10 protein-coding genes are annotated in these 14,883 nt (G+C 59.7%); 2 read left to right on the top strand and 8 right to left on the bottom strand.

Features of this window, described 5'->3' with window-relative positions; genetic code table 11:
* Positions 1–192: 192 nt before the first annotated feature.
* Positions 193–2,832: a hypothetical protein gene (locus AAEZ10_RS18390; protein WP_350570394.1), complete on the top strand. Its 2,640-nt coding sequence runs from the start codon at positions 193–195 to the stop codon at positions 2,830–2,832.
* A 287-nt stretch (positions 2,833–3,119) separates the two neighbouring features.
* On the opposite strand, the gene AAEZ10_RS18385 is transcribed toward AAEZ10_RS18390, so the two are convergent.
* Positions 3,120–3,374, bottom strand: coding sequence for a hypothetical protein (locus AAEZ10_RS18385; protein ID WP_243242436.1), 255 nt, complete (start codon positions 3,372–3,374; stop codon positions 3,120–3,122).
* Positions 3,375–3,662: 288 nt separating this feature from the next.
* On the opposite strand from AAEZ10_RS18385, the gene AAEZ10_RS18380 reads away from it, so the two are divergent.
* The gene (locus tag AAEZ10_RS18380) at positions 3,663–7,538 is read left to right on the top strand and encodes an NEL-type E3 ubiquitin ligase domain-containing protein (RefSeq protein WP_350570392.1); all 3,876 of its coding nucleotides are present in this window, start codon (positions 3,663–3,665) and stop codon (positions 7,536–7,538) included.
* Positions 7,539–7,576: 38 nt separating this feature from the next.
* Here the strand turns inward: AAEZ10_RS18380 and dnaB are convergent, their stop codons facing one another.
* From dnaB to rnr, 7 genes are all read right to left on the bottom strand, one after another.
* On the bottom strand, positions 7,577–8,974 hold the full coding sequence (gene dnaB, locus AAEZ10_RS18375) for a replicative DNA helicase (RefSeq protein ID WP_016771936.1): 1,398 nt from the start codon (positions 8,972–8,974) through the stop codon (positions 7,577–7,579).
* Between the two features lie 119 nt (positions 8,975–9,093).
* Positions 9,094–9,540: a 50S ribosomal protein L9 gene (gene rplI, locus AAEZ10_RS18370; protein WP_003221136.1), complete on the bottom strand. Its 447-nt coding sequence runs from the start codon at positions 9,538–9,540 to the stop codon at positions 9,094–9,096.
* 18 nt (positions 9,541–9,558) lie between these two features.
* Positions 9,559–10,452, bottom strand: coding sequence for a hypothetical protein (locus tag AAEZ10_RS18365; RefSeq protein WP_016771937.1), 894 nt, complete (start codon positions 10,450–10,452; stop codon positions 9,559–9,561).
* 36 nt (positions 10,453–10,488) lie between these two features.
* Entirely contained in the window at positions 10,489–10,719 is a 231-nt protein-coding gene (gene rpsR / locus AAEZ10_RS18360; protein WP_002551829.1) for a 30S ribosomal protein S18, read from the bottom strand.
* A gap of 29 nt (positions 10,720–10,748) precedes the next feature.
* Complete coding sequence (rpsF, locus tag AAEZ10_RS18355; RefSeq protein WP_016771938.1) at positions 10,749–11,171, bottom strand: 30S ribosomal protein S6; 423 nt, start codon at positions 11,169–11,171, stop codon at positions 10,749–10,751.
* Between the two features lie 305 nt (positions 11,172–11,476).
* A complete protein-coding gene (gene rlmB, locus AAEZ10_RS18350; protein WP_024011372.1) occupies positions 11,477–12,241 on the bottom strand; it encodes a 23S rRNA (guanosine(2251)-2'-O)-methyltransferase RlmB in 765 nt (254 codons plus the stop codon).
* On the bottom strand, positions 12,238–14,868 hold the full coding sequence (gene rnr, locus AAEZ10_RS18345) for a ribonuclease R (RefSeq protein WP_073471681.1): 2,631 nt from the start codon (positions 14,866–14,868) through the stop codon (positions 12,238–12,240). The genes rlmB and rnr overlap by 4 nt, the downstream gene beginning before the upstream one ends.
* Positions 14,869–14,883 lie beyond the last annotated feature (15 nt).

The following is a 14,883-nucleotide window of genomic DNA, read 5'->3' as shown; positions in this document are numbered from 1 at the left end:
CGCGGAATATAGCACAAATTTTGACCAATTCCGACGACGGTGGTCGGTTTCTCTGTGCGCTGCTCTCGCGCCGCCAACCCGCCACACATTACGCGTTTTTGTTGAACGCACGACGCACGAAACGGCAAGGAAGCCGCCCGCCCGTCGCACTCCCAAGAGCAGCGGGGCATTAAACGTAAAGGAAGACAGGCAATGGCACCCAAACCGCCAACCAGAGGCATCACGACCGTCTCGGTTCATAACCCGCGACCCGATTATTCGATCACCCGGCCTGGTTTCACGGCGCTTTCCGATGGCGGACCGGGGCACAGAATTCCTACACGCCCGACTCCGACAACGGTATCGACATCGATCGATCACGGGCTCAACCGCATTACCTCCGTGCCTGTGCGGGCAATGGTCAGCACGACAGCGGCCGCCGAATCGGCTGCAGTTGTGCATGAGCGGCCCTTGGGAGATTACTGGATCACTTCGCTGGTCTTGTTGCCGTCAGCCAATGCCGAAGGCATTTCGACGCTTAAGGGACGTCAGTATGTCCAAGTGCCTGAGGGTGGCACCGTGCAGGTCGGTCTGGACCCCGCCAGCGGTCTTTACCGGGCGAAATTGCCCAGCGAATTACACCCGTCTGGTCCGCTGTTGCAGTTCGATATCGAGAGCCGTCTCTGGCAACCCGTCGATACCTGGGCGCCATCGACCTACCCGCTATCCCCGAGCCGGCTGGAAGCGTTTCGCACCGATCTGGATTTCAGCACGGCCGAGCCGGGCGGCGATGGCCTGTTGCGCTTCAACGGCAAACTCTATGTGCAGATCGAGAATCAGGCCTATCAGGTCCTGCATGATCTTGATGCATCAGCGCCGCAGAGGGCGGTCATGCGCATCGTTCGCCCCGACGATCCCATCGCCAGCGATGCCACGAATGTCTACGTCGCATCCCGTCCAGGCAGGTCGGAACCGATCATTTTCGACGCTCGCTACGGCTGGCGAGGGACCAGTGTAACGGGGGCAGCCGGGATGCAGAGAGGGACAGGAGTGGCGCCCTCAGAGCTATGGCAGCGGGTGGAAGTCGGAATCAGACTTGACCACTTCAACAAGCGAATCGAGCAGGACACCGCTAAAAGTGAACACCTGAAGGAGGTGTGGCGCAGCATCAGGGAAGCGGGGGGCGAGCGCCCAGAAGCGGTCAAGCGCGAAACGATTGCGCTGCTTGATCGTGAATTACACAGCCACCAGGCGCTGAGGTCCCTTGCAAAAGCAATAAAATTCCATAAGCAGCAAAAACCCGCGGTACGGCACTTCATAAAGAAGGAAGACTACGACAAAAAAATGATTGCGATGCACAAGATCCAAATGAGCTTTTACGATCAATTGGTCGAATGCGGCTTGACCCGCCATGCGCTGGGAGGGCCACTGATCGACATCGACAGGCTCCCGCGAACAGTCAACGTCCTGGGGAAAATTCTCGGCCATATGCGAGAGCGCCAGCACATTGCCGACAATCTGGTGAACACATGGCGGGTCCCGCCGGACGAATTCAGTGCATACGCTCTGACACCAATGGACACTCACGACGTCGTGGCTTCTTGGGTATTGGCCAAAAGCCTGATGCTGGACGACCATCAATCAGGCGGAAACTGCCCTCAGGCCTCCGAACTGGCGACCAGGTTTGGTCAGGTAACTTTCGTTTATGGAGCGCTGGGTAAAATTCCGGAGATTTCGCACCCTGCGATATTGCGTGATCTGCTCCAGGAATGCACAGCGCTTCGCTACTGGTACGAGCGCCTTGATCTGGCACCCGATGAGCAGCACGCAACGTCACGCACGGCAATCACCGCCGAGCTGAAAATATTCGAAGAGACGCTGACTCATCGCCTGTTCCAATATCAACGCCAGCCTGATGCCCCGGCGCTGCCGATCAACGATCAGGCCATTGATTTCGAGTATGTTCCGGAGCAGGACAGATCCGGCTTCCAACCGCCACCCAAGCGCATTTTCAAGGCAAAGAAACACGGTATTTACAAGATCCATGTCGGCGAGTCCCGACGTACCGCGCACAACGAAGAAGTCATCGATGTACGCAGTCTGCACGACCCGCAACAGCCAGTGCAGACCTATGAACAAAGGGCTGGTGAGTGGCACCCCGTCCGCGCAACGCAGGACACAACCCTGCCCGACCTGACTCTCAGAGCCAATCAGCACCTTGAGCAAACCGACGCACATGTGCGCGAAGCCCGGCGCGAAGAGTCGCGCAAAAACCATCCGGACAACATTGTCGAGATGCTTGAGCGCAAGGCCGGGGCAATGGATGAGATCGCACTCCAGCTTCGGCGACAGGAGCCGACCGATGGCGAAACAGATGCGCTGATCCAACGCCTGGAGGACACCAGTGAACGCCTGCGCAGCGAGGGCGAAAACATTCGTGTCCGGATCTACAAGGACAAACATTTTCTGAGCCCCGACCGATTGTTGTATCTGATCGACAAGGGCGAAGTACGTGCGCAGAAAATCGAGACCCGGTTGAAACGCGGCAAGGGGCAGAATCGAGACTTTATCGACGTCTATCTACTGACGGATGCGCACACCTACGACCCCCTCTGGCACGCGCACTTTCATTACGCGAAACCGGATACGCCCGATCTCAACTTCAATGTTTCCGGCGGGCACCTGAAAACCCTTGAGCAAAGCCGCATGGGCGTGCGTTCGCAGCGCCGGGAAGAACTGGCGCAGCGGCCACACAAACCTATCTGGCGCGCCGCCCTCGATGGCCACGCAGCGCAGAAAATTTTCGACCTCGCCGCCACCTCTTTCCATCCCGAGACACATCATCAGGCATGACGCCGAACCGGCCGGCAGCGTCCGTTGCGGACGCGACCGCTCAATCACTACAAGGAACGTAAGACATGCGCAGCAAAACGCCGCACCCAATTACTCCCCCCGGTAATTTTCATCTTCGGCCGGATACATCCGCCGATGCCATCCCGCAGCGTCCCCTCCTCACGCCGCGCCCCAGTCTTGACCCAACCGCGTTGAGCGGCCCGCCAATCCGCGCGGGCCGGCGCACGGACAGCAACGATCCTGATGCGATCATCCCGGCGCCGAATGTCACAGTGCATGCGGCTGCATCAGCGCTGCAAACCATGGTCAACACTGGCCACCCCGTCGAGCATTACCGCCTCGCTGTCGCAACCGGCTTGCCTGACGCCGACGCCGAAGGCCTGAGGACATTCAAGGGTCGTCACTACGTGGAAATGGCCGACGGCGGTTTCGTGCAGGTGAGCAAGGATTCGCCGAGCGGCCTCTGGCGCGCCGGGCTGGCGAGCGAATCGAAGCCCTCCGGACCGCTGATGCTGCACAATCCCGAGAGTGGCAGGTGGCATGCGCTGGAGTTCTCTCCGCCGAGCACCTTCGCTTTATCGGTGACACGCCTGCAAGCGTTTCGCACGCCGCTCGACTTCAGCCATAGCTCACGCGACAGCGATGGGCTGTACCGCCATGACGGCAAACTCTACGCAGTGATCGACAATCACAGCTATCAGGTCCTGCACGATCACGATGCTTCGACGCCTCTGGCCGAGGTGATGCGCATCGTCCGCCCTGAAGATCCTGTCGCCGCTGACGTCGATAACATCTACAGCGCTACGCGCCCGGGCAGATCAGAGCCTGTCGTGTTCGATGCCGATCAGGGCTGGCAGGGCATTGTGGTCGGCGGGGCCGGCGGGATGCAGCGCGGCGGTGCCGACCAACCTGCTTCACCGGGGCTGCGCGAGCGGCTCAATGCCGCGGTCAATCGACTGCGAACGCCCCAGTCGCGACTGCGAAAACTCTACCCGTCTCTGGACAGCGAGCAAATCCGCACGCTGCTGCGCACCCAGGGTGACGATGTACCAAGCTTTTTGACGCGCCTCGAGAATGAATACAAGACCCTGAAGCTGGAGCTCGCGACGTGGTCGAAAACCAGTGAGCTGGCCGGCGGGGCGACCCATCCCTCGGTGGAGCGCGCCGCGCAAGAGATCAAGCGCTGCTGGAAACGTCAGACAGGTACAACGTTGCAACTGGATCTTGGCGACGCAGGCATTGTTGCGCTGTCCGCAGATTTCAGCCATGTCCGCACGCTGCACTTGCAGGCGGTCGCCTGGTCGGAGGGGGGCGAAAACTTCCTCAAGGGGTTCACTGCCCTGGAGCGTCTGAAAATCAACGCCTCGGCGCTCGCCAGGCCGCCGGCGAACCTTGCGCAAATGCCTGCCCTCAAGGAGTTGGACCTGCGAGCGAACCACATTGAACTGAGCGACCAGACCGCCAGCGAGCTGGCTTCGCTCAGCCAACTGGAAACACTCGACCTGTCGGACAACCCGCTGGGCAAGGCCCCGGATTTCAGCGGCATGCTTGAGCTCAAGTCCGTGGGTCTGCGCAATGCACAACTGGATGACTGGCCAACCGGATTGCAGCATCAGTTGGCGATGGAGTCGCTCGATCTGCGCAATAACCGATTGCGTGAAATTCCGCAGACAGTCATCAGCCCGGCGAGTGATCAATTGCTCGCCATAGCCAACATCAACCGCATCACCCTGATCGAAGGCAACCCCTTTGCCAGCGGCTATTGGCGGCGGCTGGAAGTCTACTGGCAGCGGGTTACGGCCGAATATCCTGCCCTGATCACCAGCGCACGCACAGGTGCATTCCGGATTGATGGCGACATCCCTGAAGTCGCCATGCTGCTGCAGATGTATCCGGACAAAACGCCACAAACAGCCCGGGAATACCTGATTGGCCTGGGGGACAATGCAGAAGCCACGATCAGCCAGCGTTTCGCAGAGTTCAAGGCGCTCGATGCGCAACTGCTGGCCTACGTCGCCGACAGCCTGCCGGGAACATCCAGCGTGGCCGGCCGGGAAAAGGCTCGGGCAGAACACATTGCCCGGATCATCAAGGACTGCTGGCTCCAGCAATCGCCGTACCTTGCGCTGCCACCACTGAAAGGACCGCTACCACCACTGACTGCCGACTTCAGTCGGTTGACGTTGCTCACTCTTGATAGCGTCGTCTGGTCCGACACTGCCGACACGTTCCTGTCGCGGTTGCCGAATCTGGAGAATTTGACGATCAGCCATTGCGGTCTGGAAAAATTGCCCGCAGACATCAGCGCGATGAGCCGGCTCACCCACCTGAATCTGACCTCAAACCAGATAAAACTCGATGAGAACAGCGCTGGTGCATTGAGTGCATTGCATCAGTTGGTCAGCATCGACCTGTCGAACAACCCACTCCAGATGCTGCCCGATTTCAGTGCGATGTCCGGGCTGCAGACACTGGACCTGAAGAACACCGGCATCAGTGAGTGGCCCACCGGCCTGGCTGACAAGATCACCTTGACCGGCCTCGATCTCAGCAACAATAAATTGCGCGAAGTCCCCGACGCACACATCAACCCGCCAGCCGATCAATTGGCCGTGGTCGCGCGGATCAACAACCACACGCTGCTTGAAGGCAATGACTTCCCTTCGCCTTACTGGAGGAAGTTCGATCGCTACTGGCGAAAACTCAACGAACTGCATCCGCAGTTGATGACTCCGGCCCACCCCGCTGTATTCGACAGTGAGAACTCGCGCGCGCAGCGCTATCGAAAACTGTTTCCGAGCAAAAGCATCAAGGAATGCCGGGAGTTTATCTGGAACCATGACAAGGCCACTGTAGCGACCAGGCTGTTGGAGCTCGAGCAGGATTTCGCCGTGTTGAAAAACCAGCTGGATAACTGGGTGTTTTCGGGAGGCAGCAATCCTCTGCGCTATATCCGAGTCAATCAGTTGCAGATCAACACCCAAACCCGCAATGAGCGCATCGAGGCACGGGATCGGATCATCAGTTGCTGGCGACGTGAAACGCCGCAGAAACACGCCTTCGACGGCACGCCGATAGGTCTGGAACTGGATTTGAGCGGCCTCACGTTGCCGACCCTGCCGGATCTGAACACCGATTTCAGCCATGTCGGCTCGCTCAAACTCAACAACATGAATCTCACCGAATCCCCGGAAGGCTTTCTGACCCGCTTCCGCCATCTGCGCTGGCTGAACATGGCCAACAATCGTCTCAGGGATCTCCCGCCGGCCATCGGCGAAATGCACGGGATGACCCGTCTGTTCCTGCAGGGGAATCAACTCGAACTCACCGCCGAGACCGCGCAGATACTGGCCGGAAGAACGACCTTGAGGGCCTTGTGGATACACGACAACCCGCACTTGAACGTGAGCCCGGATTTCAGCGCGATCACTGATATCCGCGAAGTCGACATGTCAAACACCGGCATCGGAAGCTGGCCAGCCGGACTGTTCGATCAGCCCCTGTTGGGCAGGATACTTCTGAACAACAACCGGATCACGAACCTGCCCAGCTTTGTCGTCGCACCGGCAGCGGATCGCCTGAGGCATTCGATTCAGGTCAACAGCGGCACTCAGATAAGCGATAACCCCCTGAACGAATACACCCGAGAACGCTTGGCCGGCTACAGTGAGCGGCTGCGCCACTCCGCAACATCGCTTTACAATCCTCTGAACCTGCTGACCACTTCTGCCCCGGCAGCCCGCCCGCAGCCGGCGCTAATGAACGCTGCGTCGGCCTATCCGCAGTTGACCATCGGTATGACGGCAACCGAGGCGACGAAACGCACCGCGCAGCTGGACAGACTGAAAGCACAGGACGGCTCGGATGGATTTTTCAATATCATTTCCCGACTCGGCCACCACGCCGATTTCCGTCGGCAGGTCTGGGACGTGGTCGATGCCATCAGCGAGAACAACGTGCAATCACGCGCTCTGCGCAGAGATGTGTTCGATCGCGCCTGCGAAGCCGGCTGCACTGACCTTGCCGCCGCCACGTTTACTGACCTGCAAGTGCTGACCATGACGCATACGGCCAGAGTGCAGGCAAGGCAAGACGGGGATGGCACTCGCCTGGTGGACCTGTCCGGAAGTCTGTTCAGGCTAAGGCAGGTCGATGAACTGGCCGCAGCAGATATCGCTGCGAGCAGGACAATCGCCAACGATCCACAGGCTCCAGCGCGTGAGCGCAATACCCAGCGCCTGCGCCTGAGCGACCCGCATGAAATGACCATGGCCTACCGCTTTGGCCTCAAGGATCGGCTGCAGTTGCCGTTTCAGCCGCAGACGCTGTCCTTTATCGGCATGGCCGGCGTCACACCGCCCATGCTGGAAGTCGCCTACCGCAAAGTCATCGCCTTGAACGGCTCCCCCGAAGAGTTTCAGGCTCTGGTGTCGATGGAATTCTGGCAGGACTTCATCACGCACAAATATCCGTCCCGGTTCGACGCCGCACGTCAGCCTTATCAACAGAGACAGGCGGCACTGGACGATCAATTCGCGAAAAAAGTACTGACCCAGGCCGAATACGACGCGCAAACCAATGACGTCACTGCACAGTTGGCCATTAGCGAAGCGACGCTGATCCAGTCACTGACGCGCGAGGAAATTCGCTCCGGTGAGGCAGTTGAAAAACCTGCCAGCAGCGAGACGGCAGTTTCGGCCGATTGAAGCAGGCCAAGACAGCAGCCGGATGATCCGGCCTACTGTCATTCGTCGTCGTCGAAGTTGTAACTGCCCGGTGCGAGGTTTTCGAAGCGCGTGTATTTACCGATGAACGCCAGCCGAATGAAACCGATCGGGCCGTTACGCTGCTTGCCGATGATGATTTCGGCGATGCCCTTGTGCTCGGTTTCCGGGTGATACACCTCGTCTCGGTAAACGAACATGATTACGTCGGCGTCCTGCTCGATCGCTCCGGATTCCCGCAAGTCGGAGTTCACCGGGCGTTTGTTCGGGCGCTGTTCGAGGGAACGGTTGAGCTGCGACAGCGCCACTACCGGACAGTTGAATTCCTTGGCCAGGGCTTTCAGGGATCGCGAGATCTCGGAAATCTCGTTGGTGCGGTTGTCACCGCTGGACCCGGGAATCTGCATCAGTTGCAGGTAGTCGATCATGATCAGGCCGACATCGCCGTGCTCACGCACCAGACGACGAGTGCGCGCGCGCATTTCCGAAGGACTGATGCCGGCGGTGTCATCGATGAACAGTTTGCGGTCGTTGAGCAGGTTGACCGCCGACGTCAGGCGCGGCCAGTCGTCGTCTTCGAGTTGGCCGGAACGCACTTTGGTCTGGTCGATTCGGCCGAGCGAAGACAGCATACGCATGATCAGCGATTCGCCTGGCATCTCGAGCGAGTAAACCAGAACAGCCTTCTCGCTTCGCAGCACGGCGTTTTCCACCAGGTTCATCGCGAAGGTGGTTTTACCCATCGACGGACGGCCGGCGACGATGATCAGGTCGGACGGCTGCAAGCCGCTGGTCTTCTCATCGAGGTCGGTGTAGCCGGTGGACAGCCCGGTGATCGCGTCGGCCGTGTTGAACAACGTGTCGATGCGATCGATGGCCTTGGTCAGCAGCTCATTGACGCCGACCGGGCCGCCGGTCTTGGGCCGCGCTTCGGCGATCTGGAAGATCTGCCGTTCGGCTTCGTCGAGGATTTCTTCAGCGGTACGGCCTTCGGGGTTGAAGGCGCTGTCGGCAATCTCGGTGCTGATGCCGATCAATTGGCGCAACGTCGCACGCTGGCGGACGATCTGCGCATAGGCCTTGATGTTGGCGACGGACGGGGTGTTTTTCGCCAGTTCGCCGAGATAGCCAAGGCCGCCGACCTGCGACGTCTGACCTTCCTTGTCCAATTGCTCGGCAAGGGTCACGACGTCGATCGGCGAGTTCTGATCGGCCAGTTTGGCGATCGCACGGAAAATCAGACGGTGGTCATGTCGATAGAAATCGCCATCGGAGACTTGATCAAGCACGCGTTCCCAGGCGTTGTTGTCCAGCATCAGACCACCGAGTACAGCCTGTTCAGCCTCGATGGAATGCGGCGGCACCTTTAGGGCAGCGGTTTGCAGATCGTATTGCTCGGGAGCGGAGATATCGTTCATGGCCACTTGAGTATTAGTGAAAAGCAGGGAATTCAGAAAGACAAAGGGCACGACCTGTAAACAGGATCGTGCCCGATGTTAACCGCCTGACGGACAAGCCGCCAGCCGATCCGTGTTGCTTAAGCTGCTACCACGACAACGCGTACGGTGGCTTCAACTTCGGCGTGCAGGTGCACGGCCACGTCGAATTCACCCACGTTGCGGATGGTGCCGTTCGGCAGACGAACTTCGCTCTTCTGCACTTCAACGCCGGAGGCGGTCAGTGCGTCAGCGATGTCGTGAGTACCGATCGAACCGAACAGCTTGCCTTCGTCGCCAGCGGTGGCAGTGATGGTCACTTCCAGCTCGGCCAGTTGGGCAGCACGGCTTTCAGCCGATGCCTTACGGTCTGCGGCGGCTTTTTCCAGCTCGGCGCGACGCTCTTCGAACGCAGCCAGGTTGGCAGCGGTCGCAGCGGTAGCCTTGCCGAAAGGCAGCAGGTAGTTACGGCCGTAACCGGCCTTAACGTTTACTTTGTCGCCCAGGTTGCCCAGGTTGGCGATTTTTTCCAGAAGGATCAGTTGCATGTGAAAATCCTCTAACTTTTAACCTTCACCGTTCGCGCTGTCGGTGTCTTTCGACACGTGACGACCGCGAAAATCAATCAGGCTGTCGACAATGGCCAGAACCACGAGCAACGGATAGATCAGCTGCATGAACAACAGCAGCGTGACGTACAACCCCACCAGCCAGAAACCGGCCAGTCGCTTCTGCCCGACCAGCCCGTGAATCAGGGCCAGCCCGGCGAACACCAGCGGTACACTGCACAACGGCGTCAACATGGCCATCTGTGCACCGAGATTCGGGCCCAGAAGCATCAACGCCAGCAGTAACATCGCCGGCCCCAGCGGGATCCGGATGGCGCGAAACTCGCGACCGAAACCACCCGGGTTGTACAACAACGCCTGCCAATGCCGCCCGACAATCAGGCTCAGCACGCTGACGATCTGCAACAAGGCCGCAATCAGTCCGGTCAGAACCGGTGCAATCAGGGACGCGAAACGCGCTTGCTCATCGACCGACAATTGCTTGTAGGTCTCACCAAGAAGTGCCGGCATGACCTTTATAAGGGCCTGTGCAAGCATCTCGATCTGGGCCGCAAACGCGACCCCGAGCACCACTGAAAACACCACTCCGATCACTACGCTGACCAGCAGCGTGCGGACCCAGGATTCGCTTGCGCGCAAAACCAACGCAAGCCCCGAAGACCCCAGCAGCACCAGAAGTGCCCGTGGGTCGTCGGCATACAGCCACCAGATCAAGGCCGGCAGCAGTCCCAGCGACAGAACGCCAAGGGCGTCCGTCAATCCGCGCCGCAGCAGCACAAGGCTCCCGGCGGCAGCACCCAACCAATACAACAACGGCAATGTTGCACATCCGGCCACCACGAGAGTGGCCTGCATTCGGCCTCGCATGATGAACTCAGCTAAGGCGCGCATGCATTCAATCCTTTGCTACTTGTCGACTGCCCGGTCTCAGCGGCCGTGGCTGTCGGTGTAGGCCAGCAGGGCCAGGAAGCGGGCGCGCTTGATAGCGGTGGCCAGCTGACGCTGATAACGAGCTTTGGTACCGGTGATGCGGCTTGGAACGATTTTGCCGGTCTCGGATACGTAAGCTTTCAGAGTGTTGAGATCTTTGTAGTCGATCTCTTTCACGTCTTCAGCGGTGAAGCGGCAGAATTTACGACGACGGAAGAAACGTGCCATTTGATAGGCTCCTTAATAAGGTCCGTGGATTACTCGTCAGCGTTATCGCTGTTGTCGCTGTCATCACTGTCGGTGCCTTCGGCGCCTTCGTGCTCAGGACGGTCGCGACGCTCACGGCGCTCACTGCGGTTTTCTTCAGCCTTGAGCATCTCGGACTGGCCGGTAACGGCTTCGTCGCGACGGATGACCAGGTTACGGATCACTGCATCGTTGTAGCGGAAGTTGTCTTCCAGCTCGGCCAGGGCCTTGCCAGTGCACTCAACGTTCAGCATCACGTAGTGAGCCTTGTGAACATTGTTGATTGCGTAGGCCAGTTGACGACGGCCCCAGTCTTCCAGACGGTGGATTTTGCCGCCGTCTTCTTCGATCAGCTTGGTGTAACGCTCAACCATGCCGCCGACTTGCTCGCTCTGATCCGGGTGGACCAGAAAGATGATTTCGTAATGACGCATGAATGCTCCTTACGGGTTGTAGCCTGCCGCTCAAAAACGGTCAGACAAGGAGTGAATGACACTTATGGACTTGCTGGCGCGGGGCACATGCGTGCCTGCCGTCACAGCAAGGGGCGCAATTGTAGAGAAGGGACTGCGGGGGCGCAAGGCAATTGGTGATTATTTGAACAACCACCGATCTTCCAGACACCGTAACCGAATGTGGGAGCGAGCCTGCTCGCGAATGCGGCCTGTCAGGCAACAATGACGTCGACTGACACTCCTCTTCGCGAGCAGGCTCGCTCCCACAGTTGATTGCGTGAAGCTTATTTCTTCGCGGCAGCCTTGGCCTTCGCACCGCGCTGGCGCTGGGCTTCGAAAAGGCACACGCCGGTGGCGACCGACACGTTGAGGCTGCTGACGCTGCCGGCCATCGGCAGGTTCACCAGATAGTCGCAGTGCTCGCGGGTCAGGCGGCGCATGCCTTTGCCTTCGGCGCCCATGATCAGGATGGTCGGGCCGGTCAGGTCCTGGTCATAAATGCTGACCTCGGCTTCACCAGCGGTGCCGACTACCCACAAACCGCGCTGCTGGAGTTTTTCCAACGTGCGCGCCAGGTTGGTCACGGCCACAAGCGGAATCACTTCCGCGGCGCCGCAGGCGACTTTACGCACCACCGGAGTCAGCGTGGCCGACTTGTCCTTCGGCACGATCACCGCCAGCGCACCGGCCGCATCGGCCGAACGCAGGCAGGCGCCGAGGTTGTGCGGATCGGTCACGCCGTCGAGCACCAGCAACAGCGGCGCGCCTTCGGTGCGATCGAGCAACTCGTCGAGCATCGCCTCGCCCCACACCTGACTTGGGCTGACTTCAGCGACAACGCCCTGGTGCACGCCTTCAACCCAGGCGTCCATTTCGCGACGCTCGGCCTGGCCGACCTGAACACGGTTTTCATTGGCCAGCTCGACCAGCGTCTGCACGCGCGGATCGTTACGGCTTTCCGCCAGCCAGATCTGCTTGACGCGTTTGGGGTGGTGACGCAGCAACGCTTCTACCGCATGAACGCCGTAGATTTTTTCCAACTGACTCATGACTTCGCCTTCGGTTTACGCGCCCCGCCACTTTTGGCTGGAGCGGAACCCGCTTTTGGCGGGCCCTTACGGTGTTTGCTCGGCTTGGCTGGCTTGCCGTCGGTCGCCCTGTCAGGCGCCGACCGTCCGGTCTTTCCCCCGGACGCCGCTTTACCACCGTTTTTCGCATCGGCCAGCAAGGCCTTCTTCAATTCACGGCTTTTGCGCAGCTCGGCGTTTTTCGCCACGGCGTCGCTCGGGCGATAGGCTTCGGCGACCTTTTCCTTGGCCGGACGACGGCTGGCGGTTTTCGCTGGAGCCTTTTCTTCCGCAGCCCTGGCAGCAGGCGCAGCAGTTTCGGTGCCACGTTTCTTGCGACCAATCGGCGCGCTGATGGTTTTCTCGGCCATCTCGAAGTCGATCTTGCGCTCGTCTAGGTCGACGCGCATGACGCGTACTTCAACGGTGTCGCCAAGACGGAAACTGCGACCGGTGCGCTCGCCCGCCAAGCGGTGATGCACAGGATCGAAGTGGTAGTAATCGCCTGGCAGCGCGGTGACATGCACCAGGCCTTCGACGTAGATATCGGTCAGCTCGACGAACAGACCAAAACCGGTCACGGCGGTGATCACGCCCGGGAACGACTCGCCAACGCGATCCTTCATGAACTCGCACTTGAGCCAGTTCACCACGTCGCGGGTCGCTTCGTCGGCACGGCGCTCGCTCATCGAGCACTGCTCGCCGAGCTGCTCCAGTGCCGCTTCGTCGTACGGATAGATGCGCGCTTTCGGAATGGTCATCGCCCCGGCACGACGAACGTGCGGGGTGTCCTGTTTCGAATGGATCACGCTGCGGATCGCGCGGTGCGTGAGCAGGTCCGGATAACGACGGATCGGCGAGGTGAAGTGGGTATAGGCTTCGTAATTCAGGCCGAAGTGGCCATCGTTTTCAGCGCTGTACACCGCTTGACTCAACGAACGCAGCATGACGGTCTGGATCAGGTGGAAATCCGGACGATCCTTGATGCTCGCCAGCAGGGCCTGATAATCCTTCGGCGACGGACCGTCCTTGCCTTTGTGCAGGGACAGGCCGAGCTCACCGAGGAACGCGCGCAGTTTTTCCAGACGCTCTGGCGGCGGACCGGCGTGAACACGATACAGCGCAGGAATTTCGTGCTTCTTGAGGAATTCGGCAGTGGCCACGTTGGCGGCCAGCATGCACTCCTCGATCAGCTTGTGCGCATCATTACGCACGGTCGGACGGATTTCGGCAATCTTGCGCTCGGAGCCGAAGATGATCCGGGTTTCCTGGGTTTCAAAATCGATCGCGCCACGTACGTGACGGGCAGCCAGCAACACCTTGTACAAGGCGTAGAGCTGTTTGAGGTGCGGCACGACGTCGGTGTACTCACCGCGCAGTTTGCGCGCTTCGGTCGCCTTCGGCGTTTCCAGCATCGCGCTGACCTTGTTATAGGTCAGACGAGCGTGGGAATGGATCACCGCCTCATAGAAGCAGTAGTCGGTCATTTCGCCGGACTTGGAGATGGTCATCTCGCAAACCATGGCCAGACGATCGACTTGCGGGTTCAGCGAGCACAGGCCGTTGGACAGTTGCTCGGGCAGCATCGGAATCACGCGCTCGGGGAAGTACACCGAGTTGCCGCGAACCTGAGCTTCGTTGTCCAGCGCCGAGCCGATCTTCACGTAGCTGGAAACGTCGGCAATCGCCACGTACAACTTCCAGCCACCGGAGAACAGGCGCAGTTTGCCCGGTTTGGCTTCGCAGTAGACCGCGTCATCGAAGTCGCGGGCGTCTTCGCCGTCGATGGTGACGAACGGCAGATGGCGCAAGTCGATGCGCTTCTCTTTGTCTTTTTCTTCAACTTCCGGCTTGAGCTTGGCAGCTTCTTTCACAACCGCTTCAGGCCAGACGTGCGGAATGTCGTAAGTGCGCAGGGCAACATCGATTTCCATGCCCGGCGCCATGTAGTTGCCGACCACTTCGACCACATCGCCTTGCGGCTGGAAGCGCGGCGTTGGCCAGTGGGTGATTTTCACCTCGACGAACTGACCGATCTGCGCATTGGCGTTGCGGCCCGGGGTAACCAGCACTTCCTGCTGGATCTTCGGATTGTCGGCAACGACGAAACCGATGCCGCCTTCTTCGAAGTAGCGGCCGACGATGGTTTCGTGAGCGCGGGATACCACCTCGACGATCACGCCTTCACGGCGACCACGACGGTCGAGACCGGAAACCCGGGCCAGCGCGCGGTCACCGTCGAACACCAGACGCATTTGCGCCGGGCTCATGAACAGATCGTCGCTGCCGTCGTCCGGCACGAGGAAACCGAAACCGTCACGGTGACCACTGATGCGGCCGAGGATCAGGTCGAGCTTGTCCACCGGCGCGTAAGTGCCACGGCGGGTGTAGATCAGTTGAGCGTCGCGCTCCATGGCGCGCAAGCGGCGGCGCAGGGCCTCGATCTGGTCTTCTGTGGTCAGACCAAACTCTTCGACCAGTTGCTCGCGGGCAGCAGGCGAACCCCGATCGGCGAGGTGCGCCAGGATCAGTTCGCGGCTGGGAATAGGGTTTTCGTATTTTTCCGCTTCACGAGCGGCCTCGGGATCGAGGGACTGCCAATCGGCCATTAGAGAGTTTTCACC

Source organism: Pseudomonas sp. H26/SER47-MNA-CIBAN-0231 (assembly GCF_040310465.1).
Lineage (GTDB): Bacteria > Pseudomonadota > Gammaproteobacteria > Pseudomonadales > Pseudomonadaceae > Aquipseudomonas > Aquipseudomonas atacamensis.
Note: the sequence above shows the minus strand (reverse complement) of the source record. Positions and strands in the feature narration are given on the sequence as shown.

Excerpts from the sequence above, each read along its gene's own strand:
- AAEZ10_RS18390 (WP_350570394.1), top strand. The coding sequence starts at position 193 with ATGGCACCCAAACCGCCAACCAGAGGCATCACGACCGTCTCGGTTCAT.
- AAEZ10_RS18385 (WP_243242436.1), bottom strand. The coding sequence starts at position 3,374 with ATGCCACCTGCCACTCTCGGGATTGTGCAGCATCAGCGGTCCGGAGGG.
- dnaB (WP_016771936.1), bottom strand. The coding sequence starts at position 8,974 with ATGAACGATATCTCCGCTCCCGAGCAATACGATCTGCAAACCGCTGCC.
- rplI (WP_003221136.1), bottom strand. The coding sequence starts at position 9,540 with ATGCAACTGATCCTTCTGGAAAAAATCGCCAACCTGGGCAACCTGGGC.
- AAEZ10_RS18365 (WP_016771937.1), bottom strand. The coding sequence starts at position 10,452 with ATGCGCGCCTTAGCTGAGTTCATCATGCGAGGCCGAATGCAGGCCACT.
- rpsR (WP_002551829.1), bottom strand. The coding sequence starts at position 10,719 with ATGGCACGTTTCTTCCGTCGTCGTAAATTCTGCCGCTTCACCGCTGAA.
- rpsF (WP_016771938.1), bottom strand. The coding sequence starts at position 11,171 with ATGCGTCATTACGAAATCATCTTTCTGGTCCACCCGGATCAGAGCGAG.
- rlmB (WP_024011372.1), bottom strand. The coding sequence starts at position 12,241 with ATGAGTCAGTTGGAAAAAATCTACGGCGTTCATGCGGTAGAAGCGTTG.
- rnr (WP_073471681.1), bottom strand. The coding sequence starts at position 14,868 with ATGGCCGATTGGCAGTCCCTCGATCCCGAGGCCGCTCGTGAAGCGGAA.